We start from the raw sequence: 17,295 nt of genomic DNA, 5'->3' as shown, positions 1-17,295 counted from the left end.
AGGTGGAAACACTCTCTTTTTCTACTGCTTATCCTGTTTGGCAAACAATTCATCAATATAATCGTAATCGATTGTATTTTTATGGGTTGTGTAAAAGAATCCTTTATAACGTATTGTATCTTCAGCGTTGATGATGAGTTCTTGTAAAGGTTCTCCCTGTTCATCGTATATGGTTGTATTAAATCTATATCCCAAGTATCCAGCGGATATTTTCCCTTTTTTAAAAATAACATTATTAAGATTAGTAATTATATGATTTATTTCATCTTTGTCTGTAATTTCAATGTCATAACCAGAGCTCCCATCAAAAATAGTTATTTTTGAGACTTCTTCTGGTTCAATTTTTATTACATTATGCGGTAAGTACGTAAATGTATATAAAAGCGCCAATAACAAAGGTACACCAATAAAAAATAGTTTTCTCTTTTTCAAGTACTTCCCTCCTGTAGGCTAGACAGTTGTAATAATAAAATAGAATGTTCCTATTATAATAACAGCTCCCAATCCTAATCCTGCAAATAATGAAATTAGAAGGAACTTCCAGCTATACCCTTTTAGATTTCTTTGTGTGGAGTTATCAATTTTTCTATTATGTAAATGCAATGTAACATTTAATAAACATAGAAATATCACTGCTGCGACCAGTAGGAAAGGGTTTATCTTCATGTAGTTGTCTTCTACTCCAGCACTAGAGTATGCATTTAAAAACAATATACAGCCAAGTAATAGATTTATATAGGCACCGATTCTTCGTTGTTTTACCCATTCATTACCCATTTTTTCTTTTTCGTAGATATATACCTTTTCAATGATAGGAAAAATTGATTTAGTAGACTTACTTTTTATGATCAGAGTAATAGCTTGAATCATTACTAAAACACCAAAAACCGTAAAAAAACTAGTGAATGTAACTTCGAATAGATGAATTATAATGAAATAAATCAAGAAGGCAGTTAATACAATGCTGTTCAATACAATTATTTGCTTGCGCCTCATACGTTTTACCTCTAGTAGATTCACTACATCCTCCCCCTTTCGACCTATTTTCTAAATTTTAACACAATTAAAGACATATCGTACTGAAAAAATAAACTCTTTTATTTTAAATAAAATATGGATAAGGTTAAGGTATCCAATATTAGGAGGATTACAGTTATGTTTATAAAACTTACCAAAGAACAGCAACAGCTTATGATTTCAGATATACAAGTTTTCTTTTCTCTTGAGAGGGATGAAGAAATAACAGAGTTTGCAGCTGAACAGTTTCTCCATTTTGTGAAGGAAAAACTTGCTCCGCATTTTTATAATGCGGCCGTTCATGATGTTAAGCATGTTGTTGAGCAACAATTTGGGTCTCTTGAAGAAGAAATATTAACTTTAGAACGACCTATTAAAAGATAAAGTGGATGCTGGTTCGTTCACCTTCCCTCTCATAACTATATCTACTATTAGCAAACACATTATGGTAAAATATGGTATACTTTTTCATAGTAGATAAAAAGGGAGGAATTAGAATTGCCAATGGAACCGGAAACAATGGGAATGCTAACTAGCGGTTTTACAGTAGTTATGGCTATAACATTTATAGTGGTACTTTCCTTATTTATTTCAAAAAGGAATAAACCATTTAGAGTAGCGTATGGATTTATAGTAGGCTTTTTAGTTGTTTTCAGTTTGGCGATTTATCAAGCATTGCAAGCGTTACGCTTTGATGTTAACCACCCGATGGCTTCAGAGGAGATTTCTTTGCGTTTAGGGGTTGCTGGATTATTATGGGCAATAAGTATGTTGTTCTTAGTTAGTGGATTACTTGGATTTTCATTTAACAAGAATAAAGCCTTGACACTTCGAAGGCAGCCATAAATAGTTTTACTACCTCAATTATTAATGTCTCATTACCAACAATAAAGCTGGAGACCAACCAAACAGGTTATCTTCAGCTTTACTTGGAAACTATTTTATTTCATACACCAACCATTCCGACAGTGTGCCACCCATCTTTTTGTAAAGAGACTGTGCAACGAGATTATCCTTTGACGTTTCCCAAGTCATGGAAGAAAAACCATGTTCTCTGATGTAATCAACATTTCGTTGGAACAGCTTCTCCCCAATCTTCTTTCCTCTTACTGCCGGAACAACAAACAAATCATTTAAGATTGCCTGTCTCTTTACACTAAGCGTACTAAATGTAAAATACAAAGTGGAAAAGCCAAGTAGTTCCCCATTTTCCTCTGCAACAAATTGAAGTCCACTTTCCGGATGATCCAGTAAATGTTCAATTAATCCTTTTAATTCATCTTCATCCGGTTCAGGCATCTTATAAAAATCAACGATGTAAGATCTCATTAAATAGTATAAAGCTATTATGTCTTCGAGTTTTGCTTGTCTAATTTCCATATGTATTACCTCCTGAATCTACAAACGAAACTACAAAACGTAACGTTAAACTAACCAGAAATGTGTTAATAGGCACGGAATAAACTCGCATATTGCATTAACTGCAAGTTTACAAAACGTTATCCATATTATTACTCGTTTAAGCGATCGATGTTCCATTTGGAATGGTGGTATCTGGTTGTAGAAGCACAACATCACCTTCTTCTGGAACACCTCCAATAACCAATACCTCAGATTTGAACCCCGCTATTCGTCTTGGGGGAAAGTTTACGACTGCTACTACCTGTCTGCCAATTAATTGTTCAGGCTCATATCTTTTGGTTATTTGAGCAGAGGTTTGCTTGATTCCTATCTCTCCAAAATCTATTTCCAGCTTAATTGCTGGTTTTCGGGCTTCAGGAAAAGGCTCCGCCTTCATAACAGTACCAACACGAATATCTAGCTTTAAAAAATCTTCTATTGTAGCCATAATTATCTACCACTCCTTATTTATTTTAAAGGTTTTTCAAAAACAATAACCAATAATTCCCGAATTCGTTATTAAATCTTTTCCTCGGTCCAGAGCAACAACATTTTGACTAAGAAGGAATTGGAAAATTTATCAAGAATTATTATATATCATTATAAAGAATGGAGCCATTATATGATAGAGATTAGAAAAGTTGATCCAGAGATAATCTATGAATTTCGGCATCAAGTTCTCCGTCCACACCAAACACTTGAAGACTGCAAATATGATACTGATCATCAGGAAGGCACATTCCACGTTGGGGCATATTTCCAAGGTAAACTACTCATAAGTATTGCCTCATTTAATCTTGAAAAAAACCCTGATTTTGAGATTGAAGGACAATACCGATTACGAGCTATGGCTACCCTTGAAAAGTATCGCAAGTTAGGTGCTGGAAAGAGTGTAGTAACCTTTGCAGAAAACACGATAAAAGAAAAAGGTGTTCATTTTTTATGGTGTAAGGGAAGGACATCTGTACAAGAATACTATAGTAGACTTGGCTTTTCACCACATGGAGATGTGTTTGATTACCCACCCATTGGTCCGCATATTATTATGTATAAAGACCTCTCCTAAAGAAAAAATGCGATTCCTACCCACCATTTGTCGCAGCTAAAAAAAGGTCAATCTCTGTAATAAACCGAGATTGACCTTTTGGTTATGCTTGCTTATTTTCTACTAAAGTTTCTGTTTTTTTATTTTGATACATGCGTTTGCCAATAAGTGTTTGGATTGTTAAGAAGGTACCACCAACTACCCAGTAAAGTGGAAGGGCTGCTGGTGCGTTCAATGAAATAAAGACAATCATAATCGGAGATAATAACCCCATAAATTTCATCTGGTTCCTTTGTTCTGGTGTCATATTTACTTGGGACACTTTAAATTGTATGAAATAAATTACCCCTGCAATTATCGTTAATAGTAAGTCCGAATGCCCTAGACTAAACCATAAAAATGTATGATGAGAAATTTCTTCTGAACCACGAATAGCATAATATAAGCCAGTTAAAATAGGCATTTGAATTAGCAATGGTAAACATCCCATATTTAATGGATTTACCCCATGCTTTCGATAAAGCCCCATCATTTCTTGCTGTAATTCCTGCTTCTTTTTAGGGTCTGTTTCTGACTTCAATTTATTCTGAATGATTTCCATCTCTGGTTTTAATAGTTCCATCTTTTCTTTCATTATTGCTTGGTTCTTGTATTGTTTTAACATGGATGGCATCATAACCAAACGCAGCATAATCGTTACGATAATAATCGCTATCCCATAACTGCCATCAAATGTATCTGCAATAAAGTTTATAAGTGTAGTAAAAGGATCTACTACATAATGTGTAAAGAAACCTTCTTTTTGATTACTCGAATTAACTCCACACCCGGTTAGAACTACTGAAAGTAATAATAAAAGTGCAAAGAGTTTCGTTGTTGCACGACGCATCCCTTGTTTCCTCCTTAAAGTTCAAATAAAACTGTTAAAAATAAGAGGAAACAGAACTTTCAGCATCATCATTCGTGAATACTTTATTTCGTATAGATTTTGTTATTCTCTTTGTTATAAAGTACTGAATTAACAAACTGCTATTTTTATTATCTTTTTGGGGTACACTATATTGAATATCTGTATTAGTTGTAAATGGAGCACCAAAAGCAAGTTCCGTCCTGTGTACAAACACCAAACTTAACAATATACCTATGCATATGCTTACGTTTAGTGTAAACAGTGTATTCATATCCAAATCGAGAAATAGAACTTCAAACAACATAGTTTCACCCCACTCAAAAAAACGATACTATTACTATACATGAAAACTGGGAATCTAACAAAAATCAGTTTCTGCCAATTACAATGTATTCTCATAGAAATGGCTTATATAGAAATTTACACTCTCAATGAAATCTCATATAAAACAATATTGATCCTATAATATTTGGGAGACCTGCTAAAAAGAAGTTGGTTGCGGTTTTTACTCGTTTTTCTCTTTCACTTTTTTCCTCTGAGTAATAATTTGCTCTCATTCGGTCACCACTGATAAATGCTCCAAAAGTAACTCCTGATAAAATTAATGCTCCAATTCCTATACCACCCGATATTTTATAGTATAGGCTTATGTCTTGTAACAAAACTGCAATTATGGTGGAAATACCTAGTGTCAAAAACCCAATCCCTAGTGATTTTTTCACAGTTGTTCCACTCCTTTAAAAACATTTATTATAATTTCTTACGTACTGTTAATAAAAAAGATTCAAATATTGGAAGATTTACCATAATTATATTCAAACAATTTCGTCCTCCGCAGGATATTCTCATAATTGATGCAAAACATATGATTATTATAATAAATCGGAGGTATCAGTTTTGCTTAGTAGAAAAACAAAAATTACGACATTATTTTGGATTGCTATCCTAGGTGTGATACTAACAACAATTTATACAATTGTCATAATGGTTCAGGGAAGCCGCACAATGAAAATGATTGAATACATCTACAAACAAAATAAGAAACAAAATGAATAAAAAAGATTGGAACTAATCCAATCTTTCCTAGTCTTGAATATTTGATTTTAAAATTACTTTTCTCCTTTGAGCAAATTTCCATATAATCAAACTTAGTGGAATAACTCCAATAAAGGAGTAATACCAAAAATTTTGTTTAGAGTTAAGTAGTATTCCATCAGGCGAGTATTGCGGAGTTTCCTTCAAATATGTTTGTAGAAATTCAGTTCCCTCAATAAAAGTTGGATCTACGTCCTCACTATTTATTTCATCAATTATATTCTCTTTCCAGTTTATTAAATTTATTGGCATAAAACTGTCTGGATGCATGGTAAAATAGGAGCCATTTCTTTCTTCCAAAAAGAATAAGATTTCATCGACTTTTGTGACTAATCCTTCTTCCATACTTTTAATTGTGTTATCGATTCGATAGCCAACAGTTTCCCTAAAGTAACCTGATTTTTCATCAGTAATTTTAGCTCCAGGAGTAGAAATGGTAATAGTCGAACCTTGGTAATTCCCTTTTAAATACGAGATAACTTCAAGTTCCCACTCAGTATATCCCAATTCGAATTCCCCTTCATCTACTACTGCTTTTTCAACTTTGGTACCTACTTCTTTTACGTTTTTACCGATAATGATCAAATCTGCTTTTTCTACCATTTCTTCATATGTAATTGGTGTATATAAACTACCAAATGCCCTTGGGCTCATCATAATAAATAAACATACCAAAAGAAAGAGTGACTTTTTAATTAAAAGGTTAATGTAAATCCCCACCTTCAAATTTCTTCGATTTTATTTAATATATTCAAGATACTTGACTTCATCTACAACCGTCATGTTGAAAGCAAGTTCCTCTGCAGCTGATAATGTAATATAACTGCCCTCATAACTACCAAAATTAAAGCTTATTTTATTTCTTTCGGGATAACCATAGAGATAGCAAACAACCTTTCCATCATGAATAAACACTAGCTGATTCATGCCTTCATTAACAGTTTCACTTATTTCATCCCATTTGTAACCAACGGTCTCATAAATGGTTTCCTTTGGTGTATATGGTGCAAAACTGTACAATGTATCCCATTCAAACTTTGTCCAATCAGATAAGTCTTCAATAAGCGCCTCTTTGCCACTGATTATCTCAAAAGAATCGCTTAAAGCAGATGCGTTCTCTTCCCAAACTTCTCTATCAAAAAAGCGTGTAGCCATTAACAAAGCAAGAGCAATAAAAATGCCAATTAAGACATGTTTTTTCTTTTTCATGAAGCACCTCAAAGTATTCAATTTATTTCATTAGATTTTACCATTAAAACAACTTAAATAGTCTAATTCATTTGAATTCACACTATATTTTAGAAAAACTACTTTTATAGTACTAATCTCTTTATCCTTTTTGCATGGTTTGTATATACTAAAAGAGTAGTTTACAGTTAAAGGAAAAGGAGAATTGATATGAACTTTAAAAATATCACCGTTGCAGGTAGTGGTGTGTTAGGAAGTCAGATTGCCTTTCAAGCCGCATTTAAAGGATTTCAGGTTTCTGTGTATGACATCAATGATGAAGCGATCGAAAAAGCAAAAGATAGAATTTCAAAACTAAAACCGCGCTATCAAAAAGATTTAGGTGCTTCTGAAGAGTACGTCAATTCTGCTTATGACCTAATTACGTTTTATAGTGATTTAGCACAGGCTGTTGCGAATGCTGATCTTGTTATTGAGGCTGTACCTGAAGTAGTTGGTATTAAAACAGACTTTTATAAACAATTAGGAGAGGTTGCTCCTGAAAAAACGATTTTTGCCACTAACTCTTCGACCCTTTTACCAAGTCAGTTTGCTGAAGCCACTGGTCGACCAGAAAAATTCTTAGCACTACATTTTGCGAATGAAATCTGGAGAAACAATACAGCTGAAATCATGAAGCATCCAGGCACAGATATGGAAGTTTTTAATAAAGTGGTTGAGTTTGCAAAAGCTCTAGGAATGGTTGCTTTACCATTGCATAAAGAACAACCTGGTTACATACTAAATTCTTTACTTGTTCCCTTTTTAGAAGCTGCTCAAATGCTATTAGTGAAAGAAGTGGCTGATGTGGAAACGATAGATAAAACATGGATGGTAGCAACCGGTGCACCACTCGGACCGTTTGCTATATTAGACGTCGTTGGAGTAACAACCGCCTACAATATTACATCTGCAAAAGCGCAGGCATCTGGTAACGAAAACTTTAAAAAGCTCGCAGAACTGTTAAAAACGGAATACATTGATAAAGGTAGATTAGGAAGAGAAACAGGTGAAGGATTCTATAAATACCCGAACCCAAGTTTTATGGCCTCAGACTTCTTAAAAAGCTAATCATAGTAAAAACGCTTAGTAGAAAAACTGCACCTCCAATTTGTTAGGTAGTGTCCAACAATTGGGGTGCAGTTCATCAACTACTAAGCGTTTTTCTTTTACAATACCGGCTTTAAAATCCGTTGCAAAAATTGTTTCGTTCTTTCTTCTTTAGGTACCTTCAGAACTTCTTCTGGAGTCCCTTGTTCCACTATATACCCGCCATCCATAAATAAAACCTTATCTGAAACTTCACTGGCAAACTGTATTTCATGAGTTACAATGATCATCGTCCAGTTTTCTCTCGTTAGTTCCTTTATGACAGTTAGTACTTCTCCAATTAATTCAGGATCCAGTGCTGAAGTAGGTTCATCAAATAACATTAGTTCCGGTTTTAATGCTAGTGCACGAGCAATGCCCACACGCTGCTGCTGTCCACCTGATAACTGATGTGGATAAAAATTTATTTTATCCTTTAAACCTACATTTTCAAGGAGCCTTTCTGCTTCTTGACGTACTTCTGATTTGTTTCGTTTTTGAACAATCAGCGGTCCTTCCATCACATTCTCAATCGCCGTTTTATGTGGAAAAAGGTTATACGATTGAAATACCATTCCAGACTTTTTTGATAACTCCATCATTTCTTTCTTACTAACTCTGTTTTCAAAATTAATGGTTAACCCATTTTCAAACGTAAACATACCTCTATCAGGTTTCTCTAACCCATTAAAACACCTGAGAAGTGTAGTTTTTCCTGATCCAGAGGGGCCGATGATTGATAATACTTCACCTTTATTAATTGATAGGTCCACATTCTTTAAAACTTGATTATCATCAAATGATTTAGCTAGCCCGCTTATTGTTAAATACATGAACCTTCACCCCGCTATCTCGCTACGTACCGATCAAAACGTTTTTCAAGAACTGCTTGGCCCAAAGATAAAAGAAAGCAGATAACCCAATAAATTAGTGCTGCCTCCACATAAAGTAATAAAAAGTCATATGTTCTCGCTGCAATCTCCTGTGCTTTGCGAAATAATTCAGCGACTAACACTAAGGATGCAAGAGATGTATCTTTTACTAAACTGATGAATGAGTTTGATAAAGGAGGAACAGACACTCGTGCTGCTTGTGGAAGAATGATTCTACGGAGAGCTGTTCCTCTCGTCATTCCTATTGTATACGCAGCTTCCCATTGGCCTTTCGGGATTGAGAGAATTGATGCTCTGATAACCTCGGAAGCATATGCTCCAACATTTAAAATGAATGCAATGGTTGCACTTAAAAATGGATCAAGATTCACCCCGATATTTGGAAGACCATAAAAAATGATAAATAATTGTACAAGTAGCGGTGTACCTCGAATGGCAGACACAAAAATAATTGCAGGGAATTGAATCAGTCGTGATTTTGACAATCTCATCATCGCAGTAGCTAGAGCTAATAGTAGACCCCCGATAAAGGAAATAATGGTCAGCGGAATCGTGTATTGAATGGCACCTGAAATCATTGGAGCAAGGGAGTTTACGAATAACTCCCTTCCCTCCATATTAGCGGTGATTGTATAAAGAAAGCTACTTAGTTGATACATCTTCACCAAACCATTCTTGAGAGATTTTCTCTAACGTGCCGTCCTCCCTCATAGCTGCTAATTGTTCATTTATAGCTTCTACCAACTCTTCATTTCCTTTGTTTAATGTAAATGCCATCTCTGACCTGTCGTCAGATTCAGCGGCAATCTTAATACTTTCATCTCCTTGTTGTTTTACATAGTCCAATACTGCTAATTTATCATTAACGGTTACTTCTGCACGACCTTGCTTTATAAGCTCAATAGCTTGAGCCAAACCTTCTACACCAACTAGTTCAGCACCATTCTCCTCTGCGATCGCCCCATAATTACTAGTAAGAGATTGGGCTGATTTTTTACCTTTTAAATCCTCAAAAGATTTGATAACATCATTATCTGTAGGAACAACAATAACAGCAGATGAATATGTATAAGGTTCTGAAAAGTCATAATTAGCAAGCCTGTCTTCATTAATTCCTACCTGGTTGGCAATTAAATCAAAACGCTTTGAATTTAACCCTGCAAACATTGAATCCCATTGGGTTTCCTGGAATTCTACTTCTAAATCCAGTCGTTTGGCCACTTCTCTTATAACTTCAACATCATAACCTGTTAATTTATCCTCTTCATTGTGGAATGTAAAAGGAGCATAGGTCCCCTCTGTACCTACCGTTAACACTCCCTTTTCCCTGATTTCATCATATAATGAAGCAGATTCTTCATTATTATTTGCCTCGTTGCCTCCGGTATTTTTTTCATCATTTGTACCACATGCAGCCAGTACTACCAAAAGTAAAATCATGATTGCCCACAGTTTCTTCATATTTTAACCCCCACTTAATCTTGAGTTTATAGTGGTAGAATTAGCTAATTTTAGTATTTTCATTCGTATGATTAAGAAAATCAGGAATTAAGGACTTTAAAAATTTCATTAAGTTACTCAAAATACTTTCCTTGGAATAAATCCGGCTCATCATCATATCTTTCAGCAAGACAAATAAAAGGAGGTATGTTTTGCTTTTATTTATTGGAATTGTATTTTTATTTGGTCTACTGCTTATTATTATGTATTACTTTGTTTCTAGGGATAAACAACAAGCCATCGCTATCCGGGAATTTATGAGTTTTCAATCCCATGAGAGGAAGGAAGAGGAGGCAAGCATCGTTGATAAAATCAATAATTTCTTTGATGGTGAGGGCCAAACTGAGGATGACGGAGGGGACCACGGCAGTGAGTAATCCCCTCATTTTTTATTAGTTAATGTAGTTTCAGATCTATAGGATGTGGGAAAATGTAAAGTAGGTACTATTTAGCTTCGAACCTCTCCTTCCCCCATTCACTTTACGTATATTTTGCCAACTATATTCTCTACTATTTCCTTTACGCTCATTTCATCTGTAACAATCCGATCCTCAAAGCACTCATCCTGAAATGCTTCTACACATTTTTTGGTTTGTTGAAAGCACCAATTCCCTTCAACTTCTCCTCTTGCTCTTAATCTATTGTATATTGTTTCTTCTTCTGCAACTAAACAAAAGTGATGTGTCTGGTCATCGATCTCCTTGAACCCTCCGAAGATGTACTGAAAATAGTCTTTATTATAAATTGTCATTGGAACAATTAAGTTCTTTTGGTAGGTTGTCTGCAAAGATTCCGCAACCTGAACTACGAGAATTTTCCACAACTCTAAGTCTTGAAAATCACCTGTCTTTTCAGCAGGATGTTTGATATCTTCTGTAATTATGTTACGTAGCATGTATCCAACCTCTTCTGGGTCGTATATCATACTATTTGCGATAACAGCTGTTAACTCAGTTGCAACTGTTGTTTTTCCGGCACCAAATGCCCCATTTATCATTAGTATCATGTTGTCCTCCGTTAACTTAATTTGATATACACCGAATTGGTAAACCCGTTTTCAGTATAATAATAGTATTTATGGTATAATATGGATTATAACCTGAATATTCATATAATAGTAGGGGGGATGGTATGCATATTTATTTATTAGTAGCACTGTTTGCGATTGGAATTGGAGCTCTTGGCTGCTCAATCTTTATGTATTTTGTAAAAATGGAACAAAAAAAAGCACTTATCCTTGGTGTCGTTGGTTTACTATTCATATCAGGAGCCATTATATCTAACAAGCTTCGACCAGCTTATGAAAAAGAAGCTACTATTATTGTTCAAGATACGATTGTGCCGAATGAGAAAAATAAAGATGACCTATATAGCTGTAATGTCAATGACCCTTATAGTAGTTATGTCTATCTTCATAAAGATAAATCAAAGGTAGAAGAGTTTTGCTCTCAGTTTACTGCTGGAGAAACATATGACATAAAATATCGTTATAAATCTGGTATATATACAATTTTAGAAGTAAAAGAGGATACTTGAACTTGATATATATAAATAAACGCGGGAAAATGATCCCGTGTTTATTTATAATTCCTCTACTACCTTACTTAATTTTACAGATTGTGTAGGTCCCATATTCGGTTGGTTTACCACAACGGAAAGTTCATATTTAATTCCATCGATTCGTAAAGTCGATATCTTGTTGCTAGTTACATTAGTGATAATAGATATTGTTTCTACTTTTTTCCCATCCTTTTCAAGGTATGTCACTACTGCATTGTGAAATTTTTCTGGTTCTTGGTACCATTTGTACCAATCATCCAATTCGAACCGAATCACATTTCCTTTTTCAAATAAAGCTCTTTTCAATTTTTTAAGCACAGAAATCCCTCTTTTCTAGGTGTAACTATTTCCAAATACGTTCGTAGGTTGTTTTCTTAAAATCTCGTGCTAAAAGGTACACGTCAGGGTTACGTAAGCTTTGCCACCCCTCAAATCCAAAATTTTTCTCAATGTGATGTAAAAGTAGTGACATGAGTCCCCCGTGAGTGACAAGAACAGTAGTTTTAGCACTACTTGCAAAAACTTCTTCTACCACTTCCACGATACGACTCATGGCTTCCCGACTTGATTCACCACCTGAAAACTTTAAATCAAAATCTTCATATGTATCTCTCAATCTTTCAAACCAGTCTGGTATAGGTTCACTACATAGTACTCGTTCAATTAGCCGTTCGTCGGTGTCTACTTTATGTTGTATGGAGTTTGCTAGTGGTTGTATCGTTTGAATCGCCCGTTCATATGGACTTGCAAGAATTTGTTCTACATTTTTATCCATTAAAAAGTCAGCCAGCTGTATAGCTTGTTGAGTACCCTTCTCTGTTAATGGAGCCTCTGGTGCTTGTCCAATTGCCTCACAATGTCTTACAACATATATTTTTTTCAATATGATCACATCCTATTAAAAAGAAGCATTGTAGATAGATTCTGAACGTTTGATGCTGTCCTTTAAGAATACAGGCGAATTTGAGTGTTCGATAACTTGTTCAGTTGTTAACCAAAGGACTTTTTCCACCTCATCAGGACTTTTAGGGTATGCCTCACCTGATTTATACCGACCTAAGAACACAATATCAACCACATGCTCACCAGAACCTGTAACAAATGATGTACTTTGAACGTAAACTAGTTCATCCTCTACTTCAATACCAACCTCTTCATAGATTTCTCGTCTCACAGTTCTTTCCAAAATGTCTGAAGAGTTACCTTCAAGCTCTACCTTTCCACCAACTAGCGAAAGCATTCCACCTGCATGCTCCTCTTTCAAGCTTCTTTCAATGATAAGCCACTTGTCTTTTTTTCTAATCGCCGCTTCTACATTTACGATAAACAATGGTTTTCCCTCCACTACTACTCCCAAAAACAAACTTGTAACTTATTCTTGTCTAGATCATAAAAATCAAAGAAATTATTAACTCCATCTACCTGAAGTTGCCCGACAGAAACACCCTTTTCTTTTAAATCCAGGTATGTCTTCTCAAGCTGTTTCGTAAAGAAAATAGGATATGTACGACTTTCTGCAGTTGATACTTCTCCTTCTTCTATTGTTAGAGGGACACTACTTTCACCTATACTCATGATTCTGTATGTATTTCCTCTATATGATTCTTTAAAACCTAGCTTCTCCTGATACCACTTACTCGCTTCATCTACATTACTTACTTTTAGACAAATTGTATCAATTCGTTCAATCATCTACTATAATCACTTCCTTTTACTTACTAACTGGCTTTTCAAAAAGTTTTTGTACCCTGTTCGCTTTCTCATGGCCACCGTACCGCAATGGTAAAACTTGAACTTCCCCACACCCCGGTGCACTTGATTCGAAAAAACTACTAGAAACTTATTTATTTCATACATCTATGTGCACCTTTGTTGTCAATTCTACGTTTGTCAACTAAAAGATTTCATGCCTTTATTTTAGCTCACTTCCATACTTTTCAGGTAATAACTCCATAACATTGCACTTTACAAGCTCACCTCTATATGAAAGAATAACATCAACTTCTTTTCCATAATCACTAATCAATTCTCTGCACATTCCACACGGAGCAACTACCCAACAGTTTTCGATATCTTCATCTGGATGAGGATGAGCAACCGCCACAATGGTATCAAACTCATGCTCTCCTTCGGAAATGGACTTTCCAAGCGCCATTGCTTCCCCGCAAACAGCAATTCTTCCAACATTCGCTTCTAAATGCACTGCTGAATAAATAGTCCCCGATGTAGTCCTTACCGCAGCACCAATATGATGCCTGCCATATCTATAATTCTTTTCAATCACATCTTCAGCTGCCTTGATTAACTCCATATCTTTGTCATCTATTGGTCTTACTTTCAACATTCTACTTTTCCTCCTAGTAAGAAGCGATCCTTTCAAAGCACCGCTTTCAAGTAAATTACTAAACTCTACAATTATTTTTGGATATCTTCCCGCAATTTCCCTTTAATAAGATAGTTGGCTGCTATTCCACCTCCAACAAGGAGGGATACAACACTAGCAACAAAAAAGCCAATTGCATATGTAGGAATACTTGCTTCTGGTACTGAGTCATTTATTTCAAATCCTAAAAAATAGACACCTATACCATCTCCATCAACATCAGTTCCAAGTGACCATAATTCGATCCCTGTCTTTACGAGTAAAATTGACACTATACCTAACAAGATAGCTAAGATTAAGCCTGTTTTTTTGTTCAAAGTTCCCCGACACCTTTCTATAATAAATCTTGTTTACAAACGATTCCGTGTTCAAGATACATTTTTAAAAGAGTAAGTGCCTCACCCCACCCAACTGCACAGCCCAAACAAGCATTTATGTCTTTGGAAGAAGTAGAGTAGCCCGTTTCTCTCAAGTGTACAAGAGTTCCAGATTTATAACTTTCGAGAGTGAAAACTACAGTAGTAGAACCTTCTCCAGGAGACCATTGAAAAACAAACTTTTCATTAGGTATTGTCTCCAGTATTTCTCCTCCATCTTCTATAGTGATTATGTTCTCACCAAATTTCTCCCAACGTAATCGTATCTCACCAGTTCCATCAGGAGACATATGCAATGAAGTAGAATCCGTGAACCATGCGTTCCATCCGTCAGCAGTAGTTATGGTTGTGTACACCTCATTGGGGAGGACTTTTATATAGGTTTTGTGATGAATATCTGGCATGTTCTATCCTCCTTCCTCGTCAGATTAATCTATTTATACTCTAAGTGCTTATGTTCAAATATATCTTGAGTAGAGGTTCCTAACTAAAATAAAATGATTTACATTCCTCTCATAGCCACCGTACTTTCAGGAATCTTCTCACGACCCGCTTTATGAACCTCTCATAGCTACCGTACTTTCTCCCCCCTCAGTATGTGTAAACCATATTGTTTCCGAGTCAGGTATTAATCGGTAGGAGTTTAGGTTCAACTAAGTCCATTACTATCTTATCCCCACTCTAACAATCGTTTGAGCTTTTTCTGGGGGATTACAAAATGGTGCATTACTATATATCTCTCTAAAATCAGTCGTTATTTCAAAGCCGTTGAGATCACAGTATTCTTTCAATTTGTTAATGGTCTGGTCCACTAAATGATAAGGTCCTAAATGTAGTGTTTGAACTGACCTGCCCTGCTGAATTTTTTCTAACGAAACAGGCACTCTTACGCTTCTTTTACGCTTTTCTAGTTCATGTATTGCTTCTTCAAACAAATTTTGTGTAATCAAATCAGGAACCTGCATCATAGCAGTCCAAGTCCATGTATCGTTTCCAACTTCTGACCACACCACTTCAAGTGGCATGAGTTTGAATTTGTAGTCCATATTAGTTTTGGTCATTTCTTTTAACCGGTTTGTCACTCGATTGATGGACCAAAATTCATTCCCCTCATGCATGCTGTATACATTCTTAGGTCCGGAACCCTGTGTGACAATAAATTGTAGTTCTGGAACTTCTAAAACTTGTATTATGTTTTTTTTACTGGTGTATAATCCTTTATGAATTTTACGATGGTCATGTACTTTCAATTTTGAATCACCTCAAGTTAGCGTCATTTGTAAAATCAACCTTTTAATCCTATCTATTATGATTCTATAAAATGGCAAAAAATCCCTCCAAACACAAAATAAAAAAGAGAGACTTATTGCCTCTCCTAATGAAAATTTGTCATAGTGTTCTCCAGCATATGAATCCACCCCTATGTATCCTTTCGATCTCCTACCTCTGTATCGCCGATTTTTGGTTTTCGAAAGCTTTTTACTGAGTTTTTATCATTTGCATCAAAACCAGGCTCATCTGTCCCAGTAGACATGAGTGGTTGTTCTACTAGATCTGTATCTTTATTTGAGAATGCATCCTCTTCACCTACTATCTAATAATATCTTTTAGCTTTGCCAGTTCCTAAGCAAGAACTGCAATCATGAACATGAACTGACTCAAAACCTGAGGAATAAAAACCTCTACCCGAACAATTCGGACATATCCCTCGGCTAACTTTTTTCTGGTGGCGTTTCTCTCTACTAAAGAATCCCATAATAACCCTCCTATCTTTTTCGTTATTATGACACTCGGTATTTTTTATATTCTAAGAGTACAAATATGTTACCTAGCCTCTCATCACTCTTCTAAAAGAGCAGTATAAAATTAAACCATAGCAAAAATATGGTAATCAACAGTGATTCATGTACAATATTCTATAAGGAAAGGAAATCCTGAGAGGAGTTTGCAAATGAAAATACCTATTTATCAAATCGATGCTTTTACGAATGAACAATTTAAAGGGAACCCCGCTGCAGTATGTCCATTAGAAGAGTGGCTTCCTGATGAAATTATGCAAAAGATTGCTGCTGAAAATAATCTGGCTGAAACTGCTTTTTTCGTAAAAAAAGAAGATGGCTATGAACTACGATGGTTTACTCCTGTTGATGAGATTGACTTATGCGGACATGCAACATTAGCATCGGCATTTGTTGTTTTTACACACCTAGACAAAGGAATAGCAAATATTAAATTCTCAACTAAAAGTGGTATTTTAGAGGTATCCAAGCACGAAAATTTACTAACAATGCTCTTTCCATCAAGGGAAGGTGAAAAATGGGATACGATACCGGAGGAACTTATAAGAGGATTGGGGAAAGAACCTCTTGAGCTATATAAAGCAAGAGATTATTTGGCAGTATATGAAACAGAGCAAGACATTTTGAATCTTAAGCTAGATATGAATGAATTAGCAAAGATAGACGCATTAGGTGTTATTGTAACCGCAAAAGGAAATGATGTAGATTTTGTCTCACGGTTTTTTGCCCCTAATACAGGAATTGATGAGGATCCAGTGACCGGATCGGCACATTGTACATTAGTGCCGTATTGGAAAAAAGTTCTTAACAAGAATCAATTCACCGCTTTACAAGTTTCTGAACGTGGTGGAAAGTTATTCTGTGAGGATCTTGGTGAAAAGATCAAGCTTTCCGGTGAAGCAGTAGCTTTCTTAGAAGGATATATACATGTAGATACGATTTAAATGTGTCGCATGTAGTAATCCAAGTTACTTATTTTTTATAAAAGTTTTAAAATCT

General features: G+C 35.4%; 28 protein-coding genes. 8 read left to right on the top strand and 20 right to left on the bottom strand.

What is annotated here, in order from left to right; translation table 11 throughout:
• Positions 1-21: 21 nt before the first annotated feature.
• Both AB3M96_RS00690 and AB3M96_RS00685 read right to left on the bottom strand, forming a co-directional pair.
• Positions 22-432 (bottom strand): hypothetical protein, encoded by a 411-nt coding sequence (locus tag AB3M96_RS00690; RefSeq protein WP_412965627.1) that lies wholly within the window; start codon positions 430-432, stop codon positions 22-24.
• Between the two features lie 18 nt (positions 433-450).
• Positions 451-1,020, bottom strand: a complete 570-nt coding sequence (locus AB3M96_RS00685; RefSeq protein WP_412965626.1) for a hypothetical protein — start codon at positions 1,018-1,020, stop codon at positions 451-453.
• Between the two features lie 135 nt (positions 1,021-1,155).
• On the opposite strand from AB3M96_RS00685, the gene AB3M96_RS00680 reads away from it, so the two are divergent.
• Positions 1,156-1,401 (top strand): DUF2164 domain-containing protein, encoded by a 246-nt coding sequence (locus tag AB3M96_RS00680; protein ID WP_412965625.1) that lies wholly within the window; start codon positions 1,156-1,158, stop codon positions 1,399-1,401.
• 114 nt (positions 1,402-1,515) lie between these two features.
• A complete protein-coding gene (locus tag AB3M96_RS00675) occupies positions 1,516-1,863 on the top strand; it encodes a hypothetical protein (RefSeq protein ID WP_412965624.1) in 348 nt (115 codons plus the stop codon).
• Between the two features lie 90 nt (positions 1,864-1,953).
• Here AB3M96_RS00675 and AB3M96_RS00670 read toward each other — a convergent pair whose 3' ends face one another.
• Positions 1,954-2,397: a GNAT family N-acetyltransferase gene (locus tag AB3M96_RS00670; protein ID WP_412965623.1), complete on the bottom strand. Its 444-nt coding sequence runs from the start codon at positions 2,395-2,397 to the stop codon at positions 1,954-1,956.
• 139 nt (positions 2,398-2,536) lie between these two features.
• On the bottom strand, positions 2,537-2,866 hold the full coding sequence (csaA, locus tag AB3M96_RS00665; protein WP_412965622.1) for a chaperone CsaA: 330 nt from the start codon (positions 2,864-2,866) through the stop codon (positions 2,537-2,539).
• A 174-nt stretch (positions 2,867-3,040) separates the two neighbouring features.
• Between csaA and AB3M96_RS00660 the strand changes: the two genes are divergently transcribed.
• A complete protein-coding gene (locus AB3M96_RS00660) occupies positions 3,041-3,484 on the top strand; it encodes a GNAT family N-acetyltransferase (RefSeq protein WP_412965621.1) in 444 nt (147 codons plus the stop codon).
• 82 nt (positions 3,485-3,566) lie between these two features.
• On the opposite strand, the gene yidC is transcribed toward AB3M96_RS00660, so the two are convergent.
• Together yidC and AB3M96_RS00650 are read right to left on the bottom strand one after the other, a co-directional pair.
• Positions 3,567-4,352 carry a membrane protein insertase YidC gene (yidC, locus tag AB3M96_RS00655; protein ID WP_412965620.1) on the bottom strand — a complete coding sequence of 262 codons (786 nt, stop codon included), beginning with the start codon at positions 4,350-4,352 and terminating at the stop codon, positions 3,567-3,569.
• A 449-nt stretch (positions 4,353-4,801) separates the two neighbouring features.
• Positions 4,802-5,095, bottom strand: coding sequence for a DUF5316 domain-containing protein (locus AB3M96_RS00650; RefSeq protein ID WP_412965619.1), 294 nt, complete (start codon positions 5,093-5,095; stop codon positions 4,802-4,804).
• A gap of 175 nt (positions 5,096-5,270) precedes the next feature.
• On the opposite strand from AB3M96_RS00650, the gene AB3M96_RS00645 reads away from it, so the two are divergent.
• Positions 5,271-5,429, top strand: a complete 159-nt coding sequence (locus AB3M96_RS00645) for a hypothetical protein (RefSeq protein WP_412965618.1) — start codon at positions 5,271-5,273, stop codon at positions 5,427-5,429.
• Between the two features lie 27 nt (positions 5,430-5,456).
• On the opposite strand, the gene AB3M96_RS00640 is transcribed toward AB3M96_RS00645, so the two are convergent.
• Both AB3M96_RS00640 and AB3M96_RS00635 read right to left on the bottom strand, forming a co-directional pair.
• On the bottom strand, positions 5,457-6,125 hold the full coding sequence (locus AB3M96_RS00640; protein WP_412965617.1) for a hypothetical protein: 669 nt from the start codon (positions 6,123-6,125) through the stop codon (positions 5,457-5,459).
• An 81-nt stretch (positions 6,126-6,206) separates the two neighbouring features.
• Entirely contained in the window at positions 6,207-6,677 is a 471-nt protein-coding gene (locus AB3M96_RS00635) for a hypothetical protein (RefSeq protein WP_412965616.1), read from the bottom strand.
• A 189-nt stretch (positions 6,678-6,866) separates the two neighbouring features.
• Between AB3M96_RS00635 and AB3M96_RS00630 the strand changes: the two genes are divergently transcribed.
• Entirely contained in the window at positions 6,867-7,766 is a 900-nt protein-coding gene (locus tag AB3M96_RS00630; protein WP_412965615.1) for a 3-hydroxyacyl-CoA dehydrogenase, read from the top strand.
• 98 nt (positions 7,767-7,864) lie between these two features.
• On the opposite strand, the gene AB3M96_RS00625 is transcribed toward AB3M96_RS00630, so the two are convergent.
• The 3 genes from AB3M96_RS00625 to AB3M96_RS00615 are packed head-to-tail and all read right to left on the bottom strand — an operon-like array spanning position 7,865 to position 10,138.
• Positions 7,865-8,617 carry an amino acid ABC transporter ATP-binding protein gene (locus AB3M96_RS00625; protein WP_412965614.1) on the bottom strand — a complete coding sequence of 251 codons (753 nt, stop codon included), beginning with the start codon at positions 8,615-8,617 and terminating at the stop codon, positions 7,865-7,867.
• Between the two features lie 14 nt (positions 8,618-8,631).
• On the bottom strand, positions 8,632-9,294 hold the full coding sequence (locus AB3M96_RS00620) for an amino acid ABC transporter permease (protein WP_412965881.1): 663 nt from the start codon (positions 9,292-9,294) through the stop codon (positions 8,632-8,634).
• A 25-nt stretch (positions 9,295-9,319) separates the two neighbouring features.
• Positions 9,320-10,138 (bottom strand): amino acid ABC transporter substrate-binding protein, encoded by an 819-nt coding sequence (locus AB3M96_RS00615; RefSeq protein WP_412965613.1) that lies wholly within the window; start codon positions 10,136-10,138, stop codon positions 9,320-9,322.
• A gap of 191 nt (positions 10,139-10,329) precedes the next feature.
• Here AB3M96_RS00615 and AB3M96_RS00610 point away from each other — a divergent pair, with 191 nt between their 5' ends.
• Positions 10,330-10,554 carry a hypothetical protein gene (locus AB3M96_RS00610; protein ID WP_412965612.1) on the top strand — a complete coding sequence of 75 codons (225 nt, stop codon included), beginning with the start codon at positions 10,330-10,332 and terminating at the stop codon, positions 10,552-10,554.
• A gap of 98 nt (positions 10,555-10,652) precedes the next feature.
• On the opposite strand, the gene AB3M96_RS00605 is transcribed toward AB3M96_RS00610, so the two are convergent.
• Complete coding sequence (locus tag AB3M96_RS00605; RefSeq protein ID WP_412965611.1) at positions 10,653-11,183, bottom strand: AAA family ATPase; 531 nt, start codon at positions 11,181-11,183, stop codon at positions 10,653-10,655.
• Positions 11,184-11,308: 125 nt separating this feature from the next.
• Between AB3M96_RS00605 and AB3M96_RS00600 the strand changes: the two genes are divergently transcribed.
• Complete coding sequence (locus tag AB3M96_RS00600) at positions 11,309-11,713, top strand: hypothetical protein (protein ID WP_412965610.1); 405 nt, start codon at positions 11,309-11,311, stop codon at positions 11,711-11,713.
• 45 nt (positions 11,714-11,758) lie between these two features.
• On the opposite strand, the gene AB3M96_RS00595 is transcribed toward AB3M96_RS00600, so the two are convergent.
• From AB3M96_RS00595 to AB3M96_RS00560, 8 genes are all read right to left on the bottom strand, one after another.
• The gene (locus AB3M96_RS00595; protein ID WP_412965609.1) at positions 11,759-12,055 is read right to left on the bottom strand and encodes a hypothetical protein; all 297 of its coding nucleotides are present in this window, start codon (positions 12,053-12,055) and stop codon (positions 11,759-11,761) included.
• Positions 12,056-12,080: 25 nt separating this feature from the next.
• Positions 12,081-12,629, bottom strand: coding sequence for a histidine phosphatase family protein (locus AB3M96_RS00590; RefSeq protein WP_412965608.1), 549 nt, complete (start codon positions 12,627-12,629; stop codon positions 12,081-12,083).
• A 6-nt stretch (positions 12,630-12,635) separates the two neighbouring features.
• Positions 12,636-13,067, bottom strand: a complete 432-nt coding sequence (locus AB3M96_RS00585) for an NUDIX hydrolase (protein ID WP_412965607.1) — start codon at positions 13,065-13,067, stop codon at positions 12,636-12,638.
• A gap of 17 nt (positions 13,068-13,084) precedes the next feature.
• The gene (locus tag AB3M96_RS00580; protein ID WP_412965606.1) at positions 13,085-13,429 is read right to left on the bottom strand and encodes a VOC family protein; all 345 of its coding nucleotides are present in this window, start codon (positions 13,427-13,429) and stop codon (positions 13,085-13,087) included.
• A 220-nt stretch (positions 13,430-13,649) separates the two neighbouring features.
• Entirely contained in the window at positions 13,650-14,081 is a 432-nt protein-coding gene (locus AB3M96_RS00575) for a cytidine deaminase (RefSeq protein ID WP_412965605.1), read from the bottom strand.
• Positions 14,082-14,152: 71 nt separating this feature from the next.
• Complete coding sequence (locus tag AB3M96_RS00570) at positions 14,153-14,437, bottom strand: hypothetical protein (RefSeq protein ID WP_412965604.1); 285 nt, start codon at positions 14,435-14,437, stop codon at positions 14,153-14,155.
• 17 nt (positions 14,438-14,454) lie between these two features.
• Complete coding sequence (locus tag AB3M96_RS00565) at positions 14,455-14,901, bottom strand: SRPBCC family protein (protein ID WP_412965603.1); 447 nt, start codon at positions 14,899-14,901, stop codon at positions 14,455-14,457.
• 261 nt (positions 14,902-15,162) lie between these two features.
• A complete protein-coding gene (locus AB3M96_RS00560; protein ID WP_412965602.1) occupies positions 15,163-15,747 on the bottom strand; it encodes a hypothetical protein in 585 nt (194 codons plus the stop codon).
• 701 nt (positions 15,748-16,448) lie between these two features.
• Between AB3M96_RS00560 and AB3M96_RS00555 the strand changes: the two genes are divergently transcribed.
• Positions 16,449-17,240 (top strand): PhzF family phenazine biosynthesis protein, encoded by a 792-nt coding sequence (locus AB3M96_RS00555; protein ID WP_412965601.1) that lies wholly within the window; start codon positions 16,449-16,451, stop codon positions 17,238-17,240.
• The last annotated feature ends 55 nt before the right edge of the window (positions 17,241-17,295 follow it).

Origin of the sequence: Ferdinandcohnia jepli, from assembly GCF_047246645.1 — a bacterium.
Lineage (GTDB): Bacteria > Bacillota > Bacilli > Bacillales > Bacillaceae_L > Ferdinandcohnia.
The sequence above is the reverse complement of the archived record's forward strand: the minus strand, read 5'-3'. Positions and strand labels throughout refer to the sequence as shown.